Annotated in this window: 17 protein-coding genes and 1 tRNA gene; 8 read left to right on the top strand and 10 right to left on the bottom strand. The window is 52.4% G+C overall.

Annotation, left to right across the window (positions count from 1 at the left end):
- Nucleotides 1–27 precede the first annotated feature (27 nt).
- Nucleotides 28–1,704 (top strand): sigma-54-dependent Fis family transcriptional regulator, encoded by a 1,677-nt coding sequence (locus BLV48_RS01280; protein ID WP_091821850.1) that lies wholly within the window; start codon nucleotides 28–30, stop codon nucleotides 1,702–1,704.
- Between the two features lie 109 nt (nucleotides 1,705–1,813).
- Here the strand turns inward: BLV48_RS01280 and BLV48_RS01275 are convergent, their stop codons facing one another.
- A complete protein-coding gene (locus BLV48_RS01275; RefSeq protein ID WP_175527534.1) occupies nucleotides 1,814–2,038 on the bottom strand; it encodes a hypothetical protein in 225 nt (74 codons plus the stop codon).
- A 230-nt stretch (nucleotides 2,039–2,268) separates the two neighbouring features.
- Between BLV48_RS01275 and BLV48_RS01270 the strand changes: the two genes are divergently transcribed.
- The 6 genes from BLV48_RS01270 to BLV48_RS01245 all read left to right on the top strand — a co-directional run bounded on the left by BLV48_RS01270 (nucleotide 2,269) and on the right by BLV48_RS01245 (nucleotide 8,463).
- A complete protein-coding gene (locus BLV48_RS01270) occupies nucleotides 2,269–3,375 on the top strand; it encodes a hypothetical protein (protein WP_091821847.1) in 1,107 nt (368 codons plus the stop codon).
- Nucleotides 3,376–3,380: 5 nt separating this feature from the next.
- Complete coding sequence (locus tag BLV48_RS01265) at nucleotides 3,381–4,895, top strand: AMP-binding protein (RefSeq protein ID WP_091821844.1); 1,515 nt, start codon at nucleotides 3,381–3,383, stop codon at nucleotides 4,893–4,895.
- A gap of 32 nt (nucleotides 4,896–4,927) precedes the next feature.
- Nucleotides 4,928–5,443 carry a TRAP transporter small permease subunit gene (locus BLV48_RS01260; RefSeq protein ID WP_091821841.1) on the top strand — a complete coding sequence of 172 codons (516 nt, stop codon included), beginning with the start codon at nucleotides 4,928–4,930 and terminating at the stop codon, nucleotides 5,441–5,443.
- Complete coding sequence (locus BLV48_RS01255) at nucleotides 5,440–6,717, top strand: TRAP transporter large permease (protein ID WP_175527533.1); 1,278 nt, start codon at nucleotides 5,440–5,442, stop codon at nucleotides 6,715–6,717. Before BLV48_RS01260 ends, BLV48_RS01255 begins: the two co-directional genes overlap by 4 nt.
- A 32-nt stretch (nucleotides 6,718–6,749) precedes the next feature.
- Entirely contained in the window at nucleotides 6,750–7,739 is a 990-nt protein-coding gene (locus tag BLV48_RS01250) for a TRAP transporter substrate-binding protein (protein ID WP_175527532.1), read from the top strand.
- A 73-nt stretch (nucleotides 7,740–7,812) separates the two neighbouring features.
- Entirely contained in the window at nucleotides 7,813–8,463 is a 651-nt protein-coding gene (locus tag BLV48_RS01245; protein WP_175527531.1) for a GntR family transcriptional regulator, read from the top strand.
- A gap of 351 nt (nucleotides 8,464–8,814) precedes the next feature.
- On the opposite strand, the gene BLV48_RS01240 is transcribed toward BLV48_RS01245, so the two are convergent.
- From BLV48_RS01240 to BLV48_RS01225, 4 genes are all read right to left on the bottom strand, one after another.
- Nucleotides 8,815–8,891, bottom strand: a tRNA-Met gene (locus BLV48_RS01240).
- A gap of 53 nt (nucleotides 8,892–8,944) precedes the next feature.
- The gene (locus tag BLV48_RS01235; RefSeq protein ID WP_091821828.1) at nucleotides 8,945–9,316 is read right to left on the bottom strand and encodes a PilZ domain-containing protein; all 372 of its coding nucleotides are present in this window, start codon (nucleotides 9,314–9,316) and stop codon (nucleotides 8,945–8,947) included.
- Nucleotides 9,313–10,110 (bottom strand): flagellar motor protein MotB, encoded by a 798-nt coding sequence (locus tag BLV48_RS01230; protein ID WP_091821824.1) that lies wholly within the window; start codon nucleotides 10,108–10,110, stop codon nucleotides 9,313–9,315. The genes BLV48_RS01235 and BLV48_RS01230 overlap by 4 nt, the downstream gene beginning before the upstream one ends.
- Nucleotides 10,107–10,931: a motility protein A gene (locus tag BLV48_RS01225; protein ID WP_091821821.1), complete on the bottom strand. Its 825-nt coding sequence runs from the start codon at nucleotides 10,929–10,931 to the stop codon at nucleotides 10,107–10,109. The genes BLV48_RS01230 and BLV48_RS01225 overlap by 4 nt, the downstream gene beginning before the upstream one ends.
- A gap of 76 nt (nucleotides 10,932–11,007) precedes the next feature.
- Between BLV48_RS01225 and BLV48_RS01220 the strand changes: the two genes are divergently transcribed.
- Nucleotides 11,008–11,865, top strand: a complete 858-nt coding sequence (locus tag BLV48_RS01220) for a DUF72 domain-containing protein (protein ID WP_091821818.1) — start codon at nucleotides 11,008–11,010, stop codon at nucleotides 11,863–11,865.
- Nucleotides 11,866–11,868: 3 nt separating this feature from the next.
- Here BLV48_RS01220 and apaG read toward each other — a convergent pair whose 3' ends face one another.
- Genes apaG through BLV48_RS01195 form a run of 5 tightly spaced genes read right to left on the bottom strand, consistent with a single transcriptional unit; the run spans nucleotide 11,869 to nucleotide 18,326 of the window.
- Nucleotides 11,869–12,255: a Co2+/Mg2+ efflux protein ApaG gene (gene apaG / locus BLV48_RS01215; RefSeq protein ID WP_091822836.1), complete on the bottom strand. Its 387-nt coding sequence runs from the start codon at nucleotides 12,253–12,255 to the stop codon at nucleotides 11,869–11,871.
- 38 nt (nucleotides 12,256–12,293) lie between these two features.
- Nucleotides 12,294–13,094 carry a 16S rRNA (adenine(1518)-N(6)/adenine(1519)-N(6))-dimethyltransferase RsmA gene (gene rsmA / locus BLV48_RS01210; RefSeq protein WP_091821815.1) on the bottom strand — a complete coding sequence of 267 codons (801 nt, stop codon included), beginning with the start codon at nucleotides 13,092–13,094 and terminating at the stop codon, nucleotides 12,294–12,296.
- A gap of 3 nt (nucleotides 13,095–13,097) precedes the next feature.
- Complete coding sequence (pdxA, locus tag BLV48_RS01205) at nucleotides 13,098–14,090, bottom strand: 4-hydroxythreonine-4-phosphate dehydrogenase PdxA (RefSeq protein WP_091821812.1); 993 nt, start codon at nucleotides 14,088–14,090, stop codon at nucleotides 13,098–13,100.
- A 2-nt stretch (nucleotides 14,091–14,092) separates the two neighbouring features.
- Nucleotides 14,093–15,385 carry a peptidylprolyl isomerase gene (locus BLV48_RS01200; protein ID WP_175527530.1) on the bottom strand — a complete coding sequence of 431 codons (1,293 nt, stop codon included), beginning with the start codon at nucleotides 15,383–15,385 and terminating at the stop codon, nucleotides 14,093–14,095.
- Nucleotides 15,372–18,326 carry an LPS-assembly protein LptD gene (locus BLV48_RS01195; protein WP_091821806.1) on the bottom strand — a complete coding sequence of 985 codons (2,955 nt, stop codon included), beginning with the start codon at nucleotides 18,324–18,326 and terminating at the stop codon, nucleotides 15,372–15,374. Before BLV48_RS01195 ends, BLV48_RS01200 begins: the two co-directional genes overlap by 14 nt.
- Nucleotides 18,327–18,375: the final 49 nt, after the last annotated feature.

The following is an 18,375-nucleotide window of genomic DNA, read 5'->3' as shown; positions in this document are numbered from 1 at the left end:
AGCAACTGTGGCCTGAGTGGATAGTCCATGAGTGAGAAAAGATTGATCGAGCATTTCAATCTGCGCTCGAAACTCAAATTCAATATCGACAATGGTCACATCTGGTTGTGTGAAAATCGGATGTTGCTGCTGCATACGCAAGCCTTGAGCAGTTTGAGAGACGAGCTGTTCTCAAATATGAGCGAGGCACGTGCCCGTGGGGTCCTGATTCGGATGGGGTTCAAGGCCGGTCAGCTTGATGCTCAGGTTGCCATGCAGCTGTACGGGGCCGGTGATGACTATGATGTATTCAAGATTGGTCCCGAGCTTCATGCTTTCGAAGGGCAGGTCAAGGCCGAAATCACTCAGGCCGATATCGATTGGGAGAAAGGCAGCTTCGATGGACATGTCCGCATGGAAGGGTCCTGGGAAGCTGAAGCGCATATCCAGAAGTATGGTGTTGGCGACGATGTTGGCTGCTGGACCCTGGTCGGTTATGCCTCAGGTTATGTCAGTACGTTTTTCCGAAGGTTCATCGTATTTCGAGAGGTTGAATGTGCCTGTAAGGGGGATCCTCACTGCACGATCATCGGGAAACCCGCGGAAGAGTGGAACGATGACAGCTACATTGACCTGTTCAGAATGGATCAGGTGCCGACCTCCGGCTGCGATCTTGAAGAGCAGCTGCAGCAGTTGCGCGGCTCAAGGCCCAGACTTGAGCCGCTGAATCGGGGGAATCTGGTCGGCCAGTCTCCCGGTTTTGCAAAGGCGTTCGACCTTTTGCAAAAAGCCTGTCGTGGACCGATCAATGTGCTGCTTCTCGGTGGACCAGGCGTGGGCAAGGAGGTCTTTGCCAAATGGTTGCATGACAATAGTGCCCGTGCCGAGCAGCCATTTGTAGCCATTAACTGCGCAGCCATCCCAAATGAATTGATTGAAGCCGAGCTGTTTGGCGTTCGCCGAGGCGCCTACACGGGCGCTCAGGAGTCACGGCCCGGACGTTTCGAGCGGGCAAATGGAGGTACCCTTTTTCTTGATGAGGTTGGCGATCTTTCGCCCTCGGCGCAGGTCAAACTGCTGCGTGTGCTTCAAAGTGGGGAAGTTGAACGGTTGGGTGACAACCAGACACGCAAGGTGGATGTTCGGCTCATTGCCGCAACTAATGTGAATCTGGAGAAGGCAATTGCGGATGGTGCCTTCAGGGCGGATCTTTTCTATCGAATAGCGACATACCCGGTCAACATACCTCCGTTGCGTGAGCGAAAATCGGATATCCCGCTGTTGGCTCAGGCCATGCTGGACAAGTTTCTGCCGCTCTACGGCAAGTCCATCAGTGGGATTACGGACGGCGCAATGCAAGCCATGACTGAATACAAATGGCTGGGCAACATACGTGAACTTGAAAATCTGATAGAGCGAGCGGTCCTCCTCGCGCCAGAAGGCGGCCCGATCGAAATCGAGCATCTGTTCCCGGGCAAGGCAGGGCTGTCGATTTCCGGCGCGGGGCTCAGTCCCGGCGGGCAGGTGCACAAACTGGAAGAGGCCGGTCTTGATGGCCTCTATGAGTCACTGATTGGCAGTTCAGTTGATATGGAAACGCATCTGAATCGCATCTATCACATGGCTGTGGAAAAGTCGGGCGGTAATCTGACTCAGGCAGCGAAAATGCTCGGCGTTACAAGACGACAGGTCGCGTATCGTGTGCAAAAGGAGGGAGGGGCATGAACGCTTTTGGATTATCAGTCATGTAAACTATCACAATCATTGCCCTGAAAAATTGCCTTGCGTTAAGCCGGAATAGGCCATTTTTTACAAATGACCTATTCCAGGATGGTTATATGTTTATCTCTTCTCTTGCCCTGGTACAGCAGGCGATAATTGAGTAGATAATGTTTTCAATTGGTTTTATTAGATCATCAATGTTACTTACACCCATGCCGCCCAGGCCTTCGGAAAACTCTTCTGGCACCTGAGCATCTCCGATCCATGGGTAACCAACTCGAACTAAAGGAATACCAAGGGTGTTGATCATGGCTGCAGCGGTTTTTCCACTGAGCATGGCAGCACCCGGGTACGCGCGTCCCTCCTGATGCTCCCAAGCCGTGCTGCTGACTGAAAAATCCAGTGATCTGAGGGTGTAGAGCAGGTCATAAGCATGCTGGTGCTGTATGTGTTGGAATCATACAAAGGCATGACGACGATACACATTGATTTAGACTAAAGTCTAATATACTCATATGGTGCTTCAGTTGCTATATTTGGTATACCAAAAAACAAAAAGGAAATACCATGGAGCTCATGCGTACGTTCATCGACGAGCATGTCGCACTTTTGAATTCTTTGGCGCTTGGTTTAACAGGCAACCCGCTTTCAGTGACCAGTTGGTGCGCGCGCTTTCACGACCAGCCTGTTGTATTGATCCGCTCCGAGAATACAGCAGATAAAGGCGCTCTTGGTGCGGTTGAAATTGACCATATTTGCAAAGTATTTGAATACGCTGCAAAGAAACGCTGGCCCATTCTTTTTTATCTCAACTCGGCAGGAGCAAGACTAAGCGAAGGAGACGGTATTCAGGCGTCTTTTAGAAAGTTGCTGAGGTCTGTTCTTGAGTTTCGAACGGGAGGCCACCGCTTCATTGTCCTTATGGGGCGAAATGTTTTTGGTGGAGCCAGTCTGCTTGCGATGGGGGGGGATACGCGTATCTATGAGCCCTCTACTCGTGTCTCGATGACAGGTCCTCGAGTGCTGGAGAAACTCTCGGATAACCGGAACCAGGATGTGAGTGCGATTATCGCTGCAGAGAATCGTATTGAAAAAGATGCATCAGGGGTCTGGGCTGAAGGTCAAAGCGAGGTGAAGAGGGCATTAATAGAGGCTCTTACTCGCAGCGGTCCAAATGCGGCTGAGTTGGATATGGCTCATATACCCGTGGCAGCAGGGCCGCAGAATGTTTCCCCCCGAGTGCACATCAATGCTGCAGGTTTGTACTGTGCAGGAACTACCGCTCCCTCCGTTGTAGACCTCGCGGCCCTGATATCGGCTGTAACAGACTGGGATCGAGAAAATACACTCACCCTTACGTGTGAATGGCCATGCCACAGTCTCAATACTCAGGATGAAAATGCGTACCAAAGCTATCTGCTTTATGGGCTGTCTGAAGCAATTTATCACAAGGTGGATGAGGGCTGTGAGGTCATATGCCACTTTGCAGAAGATGTCTCAGGCGGGCTCTACATAGCGCTTGCCTCTGCATCCACTGAAGTGACGGCTTCTGCAAACGTTAAGGTTCAGGCCCTGCCTTATGGCGTTGTTGATCAGATTATTGTGTCTGGTGATGTCAAAAAAGTAAATGTTGAACTCATTGCGTTAAAAATAATTGACCGTATTGAAGGATAATAATAATGAATGAGAATTTTTTCAGTCGAATTATAGAATCTGCATCCGTGTCTGGATCAAAAATATTTATGGTCGAGCACGCAGGAAAGACGTACACCTACAATGATCTGTTGAATATAACCTCTATTTTCTCAGAGCATCTCCATAACCTTGGGGTTGAACCTGGTGATCGGGTCGCGGCCCAAATAAATAAAAGTCCGCATGGTTTTCTTCTTTACTTGGCTGTCCTCAGGGTAGGGGGTATTTTTGTACCCTTGAACACCGCATATACACCCAAAGAGGTCGATTATTTTCTTTGTGACTGCAAACCTGCAATATTTTTTTGCTCTGCTGCAAAGGCCGTGGAAAATAAAAAAGCGATTGATGCTCATGTTCGCCTTGGCTCGGTGATATTTAACGATAGTGGTGAATGTGCCACTCTTTTGGCCGATGTTATCCATGAAGAGTTGGCTCCCCCGGTGGTGAGGGATGGCTCCGATGTTGCGATTATTATCTATACCTCGGGAACGACCGGGCAGCCTAAAGGGGCGATGCTTACCCACGCCAACCTAACCTCGAACGCACAGGCGCTAACCAAAGCGTGGATGTTTGATGACTCTGATGTGCTGTTACATGCATTGCCTATCTTTCATGCACATGGCCTGTTTATTTCAACGCATTGCGTGTTGCTCTCCGGGAGTAAAATGATCTTTTTGGAGAAGTTTGACACCACGACGGTCATGGAAAACATCCCACAGAGCACGGTCATGATGGGAGTGCCCACCTTTTACACTCGCCTGTTGGCAGCCCCAGGCTTTGATAAAGAATTGACGCGCAGAATGCGATTGTTCATCTCTGGATCAGCGCCGTTGCTTGAAGAGTCCAGTCAGCAGTTCTATGAACGCACGGGCCACGTCATTTTGGAACGTTATGGCATGACGGAATCCGCCATCATTACCAGCAACCCCTATAATTTGGAACGTAAAATTGGCTCTGTTGGCCTTCCCATTGAAGGCGTTCAGGTAAGGATCACTGCGGAGAGTGGCGATAGTGTTGCAGTTGGTGATGTCGGCTCAATCGAGATAAAGGGGCCAGCTGTTATGAAAGGGTACTGGAACAAACCCGAGAAGACAGCAGAAGAGTTTACACGTGATGGCTGGTTTAAAACCGGTGACCTGGGGAGACTTGATGAAGAAGGTTATCTGTATATCTCGGGGAGGGGGAAAGATCTCGTCATATCAGGAGGATATAACGTATACCCCAAAGAGGTTGAGCTGGTCATTGATGCCATCCCTGAGGTACAGGAGTCTGCGGTCATTGGTGTGCCCCATCCTGATTTCGGTGAGGCCGTGGTAGCGGTGGTGGTACCGGGTGAGAAATCCGACACGATTGCCGAAAATGTCATTGCTGTATGCAAAGAAAACCTTGCAGGATACAAGGTGCCTAAAGCCGTGAAGGTTGTTGCGGAGCTGCCAAGAAATGCAATGGGAAAAGTCTTAAAGGCTCATTTGAGAGCGGAGCATACAAGCCTTTTTATCTAAATAAAGCACCGCTTATAAAAATAGAGGTTCTTATGATTATAAAAATAATAGATAGTGCTTTTGGAAAAGTGGGTGATCTTTGCTTCAAAATTTCTCAAATTATCACGGTTTTCTTGGTGATATCCATAACCTGGGAGGTGGCTAATCGCTTCTTGTTCAGTTCTTCCTCCGTTTGGGTGTCTGAAGTTTCTGGGTATTTGGTCTCGTCAATACTTTTTCTTGCGGCGGGTCGGGTTTACAGAGAGGGGGGGCACGTCAGCATGTCAATATTTGTTGATATGCTCTCCGGTTCACCCAAATTGGTTTTTATGGCACTCGTGGATCTGCTCGTACTGATCCTCGCACTGGTAGTGGGATATGCCACTTATGATATGGCGTTATTGTCGTATCAACTGAATTGGCAATCATCCACTACTTTGGGGATGCCGCTGTATATACCGCAGATGTTAATGCCGATTGGGTCAGTCGTACTGGCTTTTGAGGCGCTACGGCAATGTCTTCGAAATATCAGCCGAGTTGTGAATACTGGTCAGGGAGAAGCAGCATGATGGTGATCATCGTTATCTCCTCGCTTTTGATACTGCTTGCGCTGGGGACACCAGTCGCTTTCTCCCTGGCAATCTCAGCTCTGTTGGGCATCGTGTATGTAGGCGGCATTGAAGCGTCTGTGGCAGTCTCAGACATCATTTGGGGGACTGTTTCCGAATTTGTGCTGGTCGCAATTCCTCTGTTTGTTCTGATGAGCGAGATTATCAACAGCTCCGGTGTTGGCAAAGACCTGTTTCGAAGTGTAGATAAGTGGTTTTGCCGTCTGCCGGGTGGCATCGCAATCAGTGCTATTGTAGCAGGTGCAATTTTTGGAGCAGTTAGCGGAACGGCCGTTGGTGTTGCGGCGGTGATCGGCAGTGTGGCTATACCCGAAATGATGAAGCGTAACTACAGTGGTGAGATGTCATCGGGTACCGTTGCAGCTTCCAGTGGGCTAGGCATGGTCATTCCTCCAAGCCTGCCACTGATTATGTACGGTGTTGTAACGGAAACGTCGATTGCTGACCTGTTCTCGGGCGCACTGGTTCCAGGGATCGTTATCGTATTGATGATGTGTGGCTATGTCATCTTCGTTTCAATGAAAGAGCGCAAATTCCATGGGGACGTGAAAGTTGAACTGCATGAGAATCTGAGCTTTGTCCGCTCGCTACTGCTTGCGGGGCCAGTTATTTTCCTGATCATCGTCGTCATTGGCAGTATCTATAATGGTGTTGCCACGCCGACAGAGGCAGCTGCAATAGGGGTTTTCGGTGCGCTGGTCATTTCGGCCTTAAAAGGCTCACTATCGGTACAAACTTTTTCACAGGCACTCGTCAAATCCACCAAGACCAACTGCATGTTGTTGGCAATACTGGCATTCGCAATGGTGTTCAGTTATGCCCTCAGCAATGCGCAGGTGCCTCAACATGTCGCCGAGATGGTTATTTCGGCTGAACTGAATAAATGGACATTCTTCATCATTGTGATGGTGATGCTGTTTTTCCTCGGAATGCTGCTTGATGCCATCTCTCTCGTGATTATCGCCATCCCGATTATATTTCCGGCAATGATTGCCTATGGCTTTGACCCCATCTGGTTGGGTGTCGTGGTTATGGTGAACATGTGCTTCGCCGTTATAACGCCGCCTGTCGGCCTATGTCTTTACGTTGTTCGAGATAGTGTTGTTGGGCTTACGCTTGCTCAGGTCATTCGAGGCACGATCCCGTTCATCGTACTGTACGCTGTTGCGATTGCCGTTCTTTCGGTATTTCCCTCGCTGACAGCTATCTATTAAGCGCTATACACATAAAAAAAATGAGGCTTTATATGATAACGCTAAGTAAAAAGTTCATGCTAGTTCTGTTGGCTTCCATGCTTTCGATGTCTGTTTATGCTAAAGAGGTGCTTCGGCTGGGACATTATTTCCCCACTGAAGATTTCAGGGGGAAAACTGCACAGTACTTTGCTGACCAGCTCAACTCTGATGCTTTCGATGTAAAAGTATATCCATCGGAGTCACTGGTAAAAGGCCGGGATGGGTTTATGGCGACTGCCAGAGGCACGGTAGATATCTATAGCTTGTTTGGTGGTTATGCGGTTGGCAGTGTTGATCTGATGCGGATATTCACAATTCCCTTCCCATCCAAATCGATGACAGATTCAAAATTGTTGGAGTTTGCGAATGACCCTCGTGTGCTTGATATACTGGGGAAGCGGTTTGAGACATCTCAAGTCAAGTTGCTTGGCTTCGTGAACTCGTCTGGTGAAACGACGGTTTTCCTTGCGGATCCTATATCCAGCATCAAGGAGTTCTCCGGTAAACGGATCAGGGGGGTCGGTGGGTACACGGATCCGGTTCTGCAAGACCTTGGAGCTTCAGTGGTATTCATGAGTGCGGCGGAACAGTTCTTACAGCTGCAGACAGGTGGTGTGGATGGTGTTATTACAACCAATTCGTCCTATGCCAACCTGGGGCTGGCTACAGTTGCTCCAGCACGGCTTGAGCGGTCCATTGTTCGTACACCTTATGCCCTGCTGATGAACCTCCGTAAGTGGAATCGATTGGACGAATCTGAGCAACAGGCCGTCAGGGAGGCTGTCCGGAACACGATCGCGTGGTCTGCGGAAAACTTTGATGCGGAGTCTGAGCGACTTGCTAAAATTGTGGAGTCGCAATCAAAAACAGTGATCAGCTTTAAGGAGGACGACGAGCAGCTTATCAATTCACTGACTGACAAGTATATGCAGGAGTTTGCCAGCACGTATGGTGATGATGCGGGTCTGTTAGTGGAGGTACTGACGGAATACAATAAGTAGTCTTAATGTGTAGTGCCCTTTGGGCTTCAGCTCAAAGGGCACCTATCAAGCTTTGTGCAAAATGGAGCGTCCTTTGGATAGGGATCAGATAAAAAAAACGATTGAAGAACGCCTTCTAGACCGATTTTATATTGCAGGAGAACGTCTAAACGAGCGTGACCTGGCGGCTGAATTCGGTGTATCTAGGACTCCGATTCGAGATGTTTTAGCTAGGCTTCAGAGCGAGGGGCTCGTTGAGCATCGGGAGCGTCGTGGGGTGTTCGTCAAGGAAGTAAGCCTTACTTATGTATTATCCCTGTTGGAGTTTTTGGCTGTGCTTGAATCGTCTTGTGCGCGGCTTGCCGCCAGATCTGGGAGCGTTGAGGACAAAAAAGAATTATTGGCTTTGGCCAAGCAAACAACTGATGCCTCTGCAGAGGGCGTACCTGAGTACTCTCTCTCAAATAAGCTGTTTCACGAACTGATGTATCAAATGACCAGTAATGATGAACTGGTGAGTGCGGTGTTTAATGTGCGAAGAAAAGTCGCCCCTTACAGGCGTCATATCCACCGTGTTGCGGGTATGACCGCTGAATCTGCTCAAGAACATATTGCTATTGCTGAGGCAATTATGCAACGAGATGAAAAGTTGGCGGCTGATTTAATGTTCCATCATTTGGATATGACTCGCAGCGAGTTTATGCCCTTCATAACCTCGTTGGGGAAAGTGCTATTCCGATCGTAGGGATAAAAAATCATACTTTCAGCCATTGCCGCGGCCCAATTTGAAAAAATTCCGATTGTATTTAAGAGTTTGATCGTGATTGTGGCAGTCCATAGCGTGTTGAAAATACCTACTCCAAATGACCTCAGCAAGGGCGGATTCTAGTGTAATCCTTCCTTGTTAAGCCGATGCCAAACTTGAGGTTGAGCAATTCTTAGTGGTAGCTGAGCAAAAGTACCTTAAAAGTCAGGTGAAAAATTTAATATTTCAGCAGGAGCGATTTTTTGTCAGAGGGTTTTTTACACAGAGTAATATAAGAAACGCAATGAAAAAAGGCAGATCAGGTAAGTACCTAGTCTGCCTCTTAAAATTTGGTAGCGGGGGCTGGATTTGAACCAACGACCTTCGGGTTATGAGCCCGACGAGCTACCAGACTGCTCCACCCCGCATCAACTTGATGACGCGTATATTACGCACGGATTAAGCTAAGGTCAAGAGTTTATTACGTTTTCATTCTATCGCGTCGGATGGCACGTGTTTGGCACCAGGTTACGAACTGCGACAGCATTCTGTGCTCAAACTCGGACAGGCCCGACAGGTCGCCACACCAGAGTTCATTTACCTGGCGCACCAGCTGGAGTGAGCAGTCAAAACTGAATGCGCGATCATTAATCTGGAATTTCAGCCTGACCGGATAGCACTGGAGCGACAGGTCTGCTTCAGCAAAAAAGGCGATACCGGTTTCAGACAAGTCTTCCAGGTGTACGCTCATACCCTGTATTTCAACCCAGATGGGGTCGTCCTCGTTTACCTTGAGGCGATAGGCCCTGCGTCCGTTGTCGGCCAGCTCTGGAATATGGATCCTTGGTTTCATTGTTCTACAGCCCGTTTTTCCAAAACGAATTCAATGCGGCGGTTAATGGCCCTGTTTTCTGGCGAGATGTTCGGTACAAGCGGAATCGAAGAGCCATAGCCGGTTGCTGTCAGCCGTTTGGGGTTGATACCCGCATCGACCATATAGCGCAGTACTGTGGTAGCACGCACGGCCGACAATTCCCAGTTTGACGGGAACTGAGCTGTGCTGATCGGAATATCATCGGTATGACCCTGAATTTCCAGCTTGTAGCCTGGGTTGATTACCAGCGTCTCAAGCAGTGCATCCAGCATCGGCAGCATGGCGCGATTGAACTCGGCAGAGCCGGAGCCAAACAGGGCTGCTCCCTTGACGCGTAGAGAGAGTTTGCCATCTTTGGGTGCGCCGATTTCGACCGCATCCTGCATCTGCATGAGCTCAAACGCTCTCTGCATGTCACGCGTCAGCTGCTGCCACTCCAGCTCCAGTGCGCGTGCTTCCTGATCCGCATCAAAATCCTGATCGGACTGTGGACGCTCTTCCGGCGTTTGCAAAATGGTATCGTTAATTTCGGTTGAGTCAGTGGTTGGGGCGTTATGTTCCAGTGGAACGATACTGTTGGGCGCACCGGAGACGGCACGCTGGAAAGCTGTCTGAAATGAGCGCATTGCATCGGCAAAGCGTTCCTTTTCCAGGTTGGACATGGAAAACAGCAAAACAAAGAACACCAGTAGCAGCGTCATCAGGTCGGCGTAGGTCATCAACCAGCCTGGAGAGCCGGAGTCATCTGTCAGCTCACGTCGACGACTGCTCACCGCGAAGCCTCGGGCTTCTTGCGAGCTGCTTTGGCATTCTCTTCACCGGGCTTTTGTGCCTTACCGATTTTAATCGGCTTGCGCTGGGCTTCGGGCAGGTAGGAGGCCAGCTGTTCGTAGACATGCATGTAATGGTCATTGGTGAGGATGCTGATGCAGCCTTCTCGGATAATCTCCAGGTTGGTGACTTCAGACAGGGTGCGCGCGTGCAGTTTGCCGGCAATGGGCAGAAACACCATGGTGGCCAGAAGTGAACCATAGAAGGTTGTCAAAAGAGCAACGGCCATCGCGGGGCCAATGGTTTCCGGGTTGCTCAACTGACTGAGCATCTGGATCAGACCGATCAGGGTGCCCAGCATGCCGAAAGCCGGTGCATAGGCTGCCATCTTGCGAAACACGTCCTGTACCGAATGGTGACGTGCGATCAGAGAGTCGATCTCATTCTGCAGAGTATTTCTGATCACTTGCTCTGAAGCGGCCTCGGCCAGCAGGTTGCAGGTGCGTTTCAGTACATGGGAGTCGCTTTCCACATCTCCCAGTTTCAACAGACCGTGACGGTGTGATACCCGGCTCAGCTCAAGCATGGTATCGATCATTTCCTGCGCATTGGTTTTGTCTTGTGTAAATACGATCCAGGCCGCCTTAAAGGCGTTCAGTACATCCTTGAACTGGACTGTTAGCAGAGTGGCTGCAATAGTCCCGCCGGCTACGATCATCAGGCCGGGGACGTTGACGAATACATCGGGGTTGCCGCCCAACAGGATGGCGCTGACGATCAGGGCAATGCCTGAAAAAATCCCGAGAAGTGAGGCGAAATCCATTGTTTTTGAGTACCCTGTACAGCCGTGCCAATGTCGGCACTGGAATGTGAAGTCGCAGTATAACAAGACCCTACCGATGTCGTCAGACTACTATATTGGCCTGCCGCAATGGAAACATCCGCAGTGGGATAACAGTTTCCAGACGGATGCACAGCAATCCGATCTGGCCCAGTATGCCGCCTGCTTCAATTCAGTGGAAGGTAATACGACCTTCTATGGGCTGCCCGGGCGCGATACGTTGTTGCGTTGGCAGAGCCAAACGTCTGCAGATTTCCGTTTCTGCTTCAAATTTCCCCAAAGCATCAGCCATGCAGCGCGTCTGCGCGGTTGCGGAGCTGAACTGGCTGCGTTTCTGGATCATATGCTGTTGCTGGAGCAGCGGTTGGGAATGCTCTGTCTGCAGTTGCCTGCCAGCTTCGGGCCGAACGACCTGACTCTGCTTGAACGCTTTCTGCAGCAGCTGCCAGCCGGTGTGCGTTACGGGGTAGAGGTTCGGCATCAGGCGTTTTTTCAGGGCGGGGAGCCGGAGCGTTGTCTGAACAGACTGCTGATGGAAACGGGGATCAATCGGATCAGTTTTGATACCAGAGCTCTGTTTGCCAACCCGGCGGCTGACCCTGTCAGTCGAGAGGCACTTCAGCAGAAACCGGATCTGCCGCTGAGAGTATTGGCGACAGGGTTAACACCCATGGTGAGATTCATTGCACCGCTGGCACTGGAGCAGGGCTATCAGTGGCTTGAACCCTGGGTTGGACAGGTACTGAAATGGATTGATGAGGGCAGGACCCCCTTCATATTCATGCACTCGCCCGATAATGCGAGGGCGCCTGAGCTGGCGCGCTGGTTTGCACAGAGGCTGGAGCAACAGCGGCCCGGGATTTGTGGCTTTGTCGACTGGGCAACGCAGCCCCGGCGTCAACCGGGGCTGTTCTGACACTCAGTGCAGTGCGTTGGGCTGAGCCAGAGTGAACGGGGGGATCTGAGCGTCAAAGCCTTGATTGTCACCCGTTACCATATGGTAGTGTCCCTGCATGCTGCCAACCTCAGTAGCAAGCACGGTGCCACTGGTGTACTCGTAGGTATGGCCAGGTTCGATGACTGGTTTTTCTCCAACCACGCCCTCACCCTCAACTTCCTGAACATGTTCATTGCCGTCGGTGATGCGCCAGCGTCGGCTCAATAGCTGAACACTTTCGGTATTGTTGTTGGTAATGCTGATTCGGTAGGAAAAAACAAAACGGTGCGCCTCTGGCTCGGACTGTTCCGGCAGGTAGGCGGTGTCGACACGGATCTCGATGTTTCGACTGTAGTCCAGGTTTTGCATCAGTTTTTCGGTTTCCTCTTGCCTGTGAGCAGGGTTCATCACGCAGTCAAAGCATCGCTGATGCTGACAAATTGTGCCAGTGTCAGACGCTCCGGGCGTAGTCCCGGGTCGATACCCAGCTGTTCCAGCTGATCGGCATCAATCAGCGTTTTTAAATTGTTGCGCAGTGTTTTACGGCGCTGGCCGAAGGCGGTACGCACGACTGTTTGCAACAGGTGCACATCCTTTGCCGGAACCGGGGGTTCGGCGTAGGGGACCAGACGGACAATGGCTGAATCGACCTTGGGGGCCGGCGAAAAAGCCTCCGGAGGCACAATAAACAGTGGTTCTATGCGGCAATAATACTGGGCCATAATCCCCAGTCGGCCGTAGTGATTTTCACCCGGACCTGCGGCCAAGCGCTCAACGACCTCCTTTTGCAGCATGAAGTGCATATCCTTAATGAGGCCATTGAAGCTGAGCAGGTGAAAGATCAACGGTGTCGAGATGTTATAGGGCAGGTTGCCCACAATGCGTAACGGCCGTTCATCCTGTTTCAGGCTCTCAAAGTTGAACTTGAGTGCATCGGCTTCATGGATGGTGAAGGTGTCAGCATAACGGAAAAACTGCGTGCGCAGGACCGGAATCAGGTCCCGATCCAGCTCCACGGCATCCAGTTCGCCATTGCAGGCGTCCAGCAGTTCTTCAGTCAGAGCTCCAAGCCCCGGGCCGATTTCGACCATATGTTCGCCCGGCTGAGGGTTAATGGCACGGATGATACGTCCTATGACGCCCTGATCGTGCAGAAAGTTCTGACCAAAACGCTTGCGCGCCTTGTGTCCAACGGGTTTTTTACTCATTGATCAGTTACCTGATTGATGGCGGGCCATGTCGAGGGCAAAACGCAGCGCGGTCTCAAGGCTGCCAATGTCGGCCAGCCCAGTGCCGGCCAGGTCAAGCGCCGTACCGTGATCAACCGAGGTGCGGATGATCGGTAACCCCAGTGTGATGTTGGCCGCTCGACCGAATCCCTTGTACTTGAGGACGGGCAGTCCCTGATCATGATACATGGCCAGCACCGCATCGGCATCCTTGAGATGGTGTTCGGTGAACAGCGTATCAGCGGGCAGGGGGCCCACCAGATCAGCTCCGTGCTGTCTGAATTCCGCCAGTATCGGCTCGATCACATCGATCTCTTCGCGGCCCATGTGGCCACCCTCACCGGCATGGGGGTTGAGCCCGGCCACCAGTATGCGAGGCTGCTTGATGCCAAATGACCGCTTGAGATCATGCAGCAGCACCGTAATGACGTCACGCAACAGCGGTTGGGTGATGGCGGCGGATACGGCGGCAAGAGGCAGGTGAGTGGTAGCCAGGGCGACTTTCAGTCCTTCAGTGGCCAGCATCATCACGACCTTGTGACTGCCGGTCATCTCTTCCAGAAACTCAGTATGGCCGGTAAAGGCGATGCCGGCGTCATTGATTACGCCCTTGTGTACAGGTGCCGTGATAAGCGCATCGAAGCTGCCGGAAAGGCAGCCCAGCGTTGCCTGTCGCAACGTTTCCAGCACATAGGAAGCGTTGGCCGGGTTCAGCAGGCCGGGTTCACTTTTGGCCGTGAGCTGTACCGGCTGGCAATAAATGGCTCCAGGCTGAGCGGGCACAGCAGGTTCGACACTGTTGAAGGGGAGCACTTCAAGTTCAAGCCCCAGGGCTGCAGCACGCTGGCGCAGCAGCTCCGGGTCCGCTACGGCAACCAGCTGGCAGGGAAACGCCTGCTGGGCCAGCTGTACGCAGAGCTCAGGGCCTATACCGGCAGGCTCCCCGGGGGTGAGGGCAAGGCGTGGGCAACTCACAGTCAAATCTTGCGCTCAATATAGGCTTGAGATCGAATCTCGCGCAGCCAGTTGTTCAATTCCTCTGAGAACTTGCGCTGGCGAATGCTGTTGCGTGCCTGTGATTCCAGCATCTCCTCCCCCATGTCCTGTGTACGATAATCCTGTACCTGCAGAATGTGCCAGCCGAAACGTGACTGGAAAGGCTCGCTGATCTCACCCTTGTCGGTGCTGTTCATCACCTGCTCAAACTCAGGCACCATCTGGCCATTCTGGGTCCAGCCCAGGTCACCGCCCTGCGAGCCGCTGGCGGCATCGTCACTGTAGCGACGGGCCAGTTCATCAAAGGGTTCGCCATCCTGCAGGCGGCGGTACAGCTCGTCGATCAGGCGGCGGGTCTGTTCGGGACTGCGAATCTCATTTGGCGTCAGCAGAATATGGCGTACCTTAACCTGACTCACCAGCTGGACCTTGCCACCACGCTTGTCCTCAACTTTGAGGATATGAAAGCCGCCGGGAGTGCGAACTGGCTGGCTGATCTGACCAGGGCTCAGTTTGCCGATGGCTGCAGCCAGTGGTTCAGGCAGTTCGGACTCGCGCCGCCAGCCCAGTTCCCCACCCTGCAGCGCATTGGGGGCATTGGATACCGCCAGTGCGAGTTCGGCAAAGTCTGCACCCTCCTGCAGCTGCTGATACAGGTCGCGTGACTTCTCCTCGGCTTGCTGAATCATCTGGGGCGAAGCGCCGTCAGGCAGTGCGATCAGGATGTTGCGCAACTGAAATTCCGCCTGAATTTCCTGCTGTCCCAACTCTGAATCAAGGAAGTTTTGTACCTCCTGGTCAGAGACACTGATGCGACGGTTGACGTTACTCTGCTGCACCTGGCTGAGCAGAATTTCGCGCCGAATCTGCTCACGAGCGGCGTTGTAATCCTGGCCCTCGGCAATCAGTGCTTCGCGGAACTGTCCCAGCGTCATGTTGTTTTGCTGCGCGATGCGTTCCAGAGCATCGTTCAGCTGGCGGTCGGAGACGCGGATGCCCTGCTGCTGGGCAGTTTGTGTCTGAATGCTTTCCAGAATCAAGCGGTCCAGCACCTGCTGTTTAAGGATATTTTCGGGTGGCAGGCGCGTGTCTTCACCGCGGGCATTAATCTGTTCAGTCACCAGCTCCAACCGCTGTTCAAGCTCGCTTTCCAGAACCACATCTTCATTTACGATGGCGGCTACGCGATCGAGTAACTCGGCGTTGACGGAGGTCAGCGGCAGGGCGAACAGTAGCAAGGCCGCAAGGGGGTGCCTCAGTTTAGAAAGAGCCATTTTCATCCTCATCATATCCGGTGATATCTTCCAGGAACTCGCGGCCACTGCCTTGTCCAAAGGCGCCAAGGCCTCGGAAAACGAATTGCAGGAAGATGCCTGTATCGGTTTCAAACTGGTTTTGGGCAACTGTATTTGGATCAACTACCCAGCTGCGACCGGTAAGGCGCATCTTCCAGCAGCAGCTGGCGTATTCGACCCCGAGCAGGGTTTCAAGGTTTTCGCTGTTGTCCAGGTCATGTTGCCAGCGACCGTAACTGGTCCAGCTTTTGTTAAGGGGCCAGCGAAAGGCTACATCCAGCTGCTTAACACCTTCATTGAGATCCTTTTCGATACTGTCACGATAACTCACGTAGAGCAGGCGCTTGTCACCCGGCAGATAGCTTAGCTTGTAGTTGTGTTCCAGAAACTCGTAACTGTCGCGATCAACTTCGCCATCATGACTCAGCTTCAGGCTGGGCGTGATACTCCAGTTGGCCAGAGTGGCCAAATTGGAGCTGCCTGCAGTAGAGCCTGTAATGTTATCACCCGGACGACCCGCGTGCTCACGATCAGCAAAATACTGTGCCTGAGCCACACCCACGCGCAGCTTTTCCATACCCAGATCATTATACAGGGCACTGGACAAACCAATGGTTGCCTGCGTTGTGTCAGCTACCCGGTCGTTACCGCTCCAGCCGGTTTCATGGAACAGGTTGTAGTAGGTAAAGCCGAGCTGTGACGAGTCAAACCGGGGAATCAGTGAATCCGGTTGCTCGTCGGCGTCCGAATGCAGCAGGAATAAACGAGGTTCAAGCGTTTGCGTATAGTTGCTTTCAGCGAGGCCAAAATCACGTTCAAGTACCAGTCCACTGTCCAGGCTGTAAATACTGGCAGTGATTGACTGGCTACCTCCCAAGGCGCCATTGCGCTCGTTTTCGAGCTCATAGGATGAGTGCCAAAGTGTAACGGCCGGACGGATGAACCCCCAGGGACGGTCAAGAGACAGACTCAGCTTGGGGCGCAGATGTACACGGTCGCCAACAGTCGCTGCCAGATCACCTGCCGGTGCGTAGATACTGTCGAGGTCACGCTCAAAGCGTGTGTATTCGGCCTGATAGCTTAGATCCAATATGCCGGCAAGGCGGTTCTGATGGCCTGTCAGCAACAGCTGCGGCAAACGTTCATAGGGAGTGGAACCACCAATGGTCTGATAGCTTTCAGTACGCAGTGCAAGATTCCAGCTCGGCTGCAGATACCGTAGCTCAAACAGCTGATCGAGGTGGTCATCACGCTGAACTTCGAGTGATGTGCCAAGATCTTCAAAGTAATCATCGTCACTGACTCGGGTGAAGTCGATACGGCTGTAGAGGTTGTCATAAGGGGTGCCCTTATGATCGACGCCAAAAAGCCAGCGACTGTCGTTATAACGACTGTCATCGGACATCCAGGCTGTACTCAGAGTGCTGTGTGACCAGCGGTTCATGTAACGGAATTCATTTTCCAGCAGCAACCCGCGTTCACCGATGTAGCGTGGGGTCAGTGTATCGTCGAAATTCTCGGCCAGATTGAAGTAGTAGGGAATGGCGATATCGATCCCATTGCTTTCCGAGTAACCAAGGCTGGGGTAGAGGAAGCCTGACTGGCGACGATCATCAATCGGGAATGACAGATAAGGGGTGTACAGGATGGGGACGCCAGCAACATCAAATGTGGCATGCCTGGCGACACCTCGTCCGGCCTCGGGGTTGAGCTCAATGGATTCCGCTGCGATTTGCCAGGCATTGCTGCCAGGCTCGCAGAATGTGATGGCGCCTTCGTTCAACAGAATACGACGATCACCAAAGCGAGTGATGTTGTCCGCGTTGCCACGCATGTGCTGCTCATGCATCACATATTGAGCGCCATCGAATCGGGTCTCACCGCTGATCATGTTCGCTTCGGCCCGCTCACTCAGAAGAAGGAGGCCTTTTTCCCGGTAATTAACGCCACCAATCAGGCGAGCAACGCGCGCGCCCTGGTCAAATTCGCCACTGGCGCTTGTAAACAGGCGGCCACCGCGTTGTATTTCGATACCACCTTCCAGCCGGGTAATGCCGCCAAGCTCTGTGCTGGATCTGAGCGCATTGATATAGACCGGCTGTTGATCAAAGGGGCGGTTATCTTCCAGAAAGGCAAATTCAGGTTCAATGTAGCGGCCAGTACAGGCACCAGGTGCCTCACCGGGTGCGTAGGCATACCAGTCCAGCGAGGCTTGATTGGCAGGGGTCGCGATGCGAGCGCCCTGGGCCGCAGGCTGAGAGGGGGCCTGAGTGGCGACCTGCTGACAGGCCCATTCATTGCCGTCAGCTTCGCAGCTCCACTCCGGCTTGCCGGTCATTGCAGCACTCGGTCCCGCAATGGCCATGCCTGGGCGAGGGCCACTGGTATCATTTTGACGGTTGCAGTCCCACTCACCGTCGACAGCGACACAGCTCCAGTCCCCAGTGGTGGTGGGGGGGGCTGCAATCTGTGTTTGAGCCATGATGGGCTCCGATCGTAGTGTAGCCGCTGCAGGCTCAGGCCACTGTATGGCCGCTGGTGCGCCTGTTTTCAACTCTGTGTCAGTAACGGGCGGCGCTGCAGATACAGTGCTGATGCTGACGGATTCTGCGCCTGTTTCAGCTGCCGCTTCTTTCTGTGTGGCGGCCGTTGCAGTTGTATCCGCTGTAGAGGAGTCACTGGGTTGGAGCGTGTCCTGCCCGGTTGTGGAATCGGTCTCCGCCGTTGTTTGACTGGCAGAGGGTGTGCCCTCTTGTTGCTGCATCAGGGCTTCATTGACTTCACAGTCCCATTCTCCAGACGGAGTCAGGTTACAGCTCCAGAGTCGTTCGTTGCTCTCCTGTGCCTGTACTGACTGAGTACAGATGGCAGCAGCAATGGCAAGGGTGAGTTTGAATGCAGCGCGGGTGTTAAAGGGCATCAGATCGCCATCCAGTTGCGGTCGTGGCCGGTTTCACGCCAGCCCGTAA

This window comes from Marinobacterium iners DSM 11526 (assembly GCF_900107855.1).
In the GTDB taxonomy this organism is placed as follows: domain Bacteria; phylum Pseudomonadota; class Gammaproteobacteria; order Pseudomonadales; family Balneatricaceae; genus Marinobacterium; species Marinobacterium iners.
The sequence above is the reverse complement of the archived record's forward strand: the minus strand, read 5'-3'. Positions and strand labels throughout refer to the sequence as shown.

Bases quoted from the DNA above. Each gene is read 5' to 3' on its own strand.
- BLV48_RS01280 (WP_091821850.1), top strand. From the start codon at position 28: ATGAGTGAGAAAAGATTGATCGAGCATTTCAATCTGCGCTCGAAACTC.
- BLV48_RS01275 (WP_175527534.1), bottom strand. From the start codon at position 2,038: ATGCTCAGTGGAAAAACCGCTGCAGCCATGATCAACACCCTTGGTATT.
- BLV48_RS01270 (WP_091821847.1), top strand. From the start codon at position 2,269: ATGGAGCTCATGCGTACGTTCATCGACGAGCATGTCGCACTTTTGAAT.
- BLV48_RS01265 (WP_091821844.1), top strand. From the start codon at position 3,381: ATGAATGAGAATTTTTTCAGTCGAATTATAGAATCTGCATCCGTGTCT.
- BLV48_RS01260 (WP_091821841.1), top strand. From the start codon at position 4,928: ATGATTATAAAAATAATAGATAGTGCTTTTGGAAAAGTGGGTGATCTT.
- BLV48_RS01255 (WP_175527533.1), top strand. From the start codon at position 5,440: ATGATGGTGATCATCGTTATCTCCTCGCTTTTGATACTGCTTGCGCTG.
- BLV48_RS01250 (WP_175527532.1), top strand. From the start codon at position 6,750: ATGATAACGCTAAGTAAAAAGTTCATGCTAGTTCTGTTGGCTTCCATG.
- BLV48_RS01235 (WP_091821828.1), bottom strand. From the start codon at position 9,316: ATGAAACCAAGGATCCATATTCCAGAGCTGGCCGACAACGGACGCAGG.
- BLV48_RS01225 (WP_091821821.1), bottom strand. From the start codon at position 10,931: ATGGATTTCGCCTCACTTCTCGGGATTTTTTCAGGCATTGCCCTGATC.
- BLV48_RS01220 (WP_091821818.1), top strand. From the start codon at position 11,008: ATGTCGTCAGACTACTATATTGGCCTGCCGCAATGGAAACATCCGCAG.
- apaG (WP_091822836.1), bottom strand. From the start codon at position 12,255: ATGCAAAACCTGGACTACAGTCGAAACATCGAGATCCGTGTCGACACC.
- rsmA (WP_091821815.1), bottom strand. From the start codon at position 13,094: ATGAGTAAAAAACCCGTTGGACACAAGGCGCGCAAGCGTTTTGGTCAG.
- BLV48_RS01200 (WP_175527530.1), bottom strand. From the start codon at position 15,385: ATGGCTCTTTCTAAACTGAGGCACCCCCTTGCGGCCTTGCTACTGTTC.
- BLV48_RS01195 (WP_091821806.1), bottom strand. From the start codon at position 18,326: ATGCCCTTTAACACCCGCGCTGCATTCAAACTCACCCTTGCCATTGCT.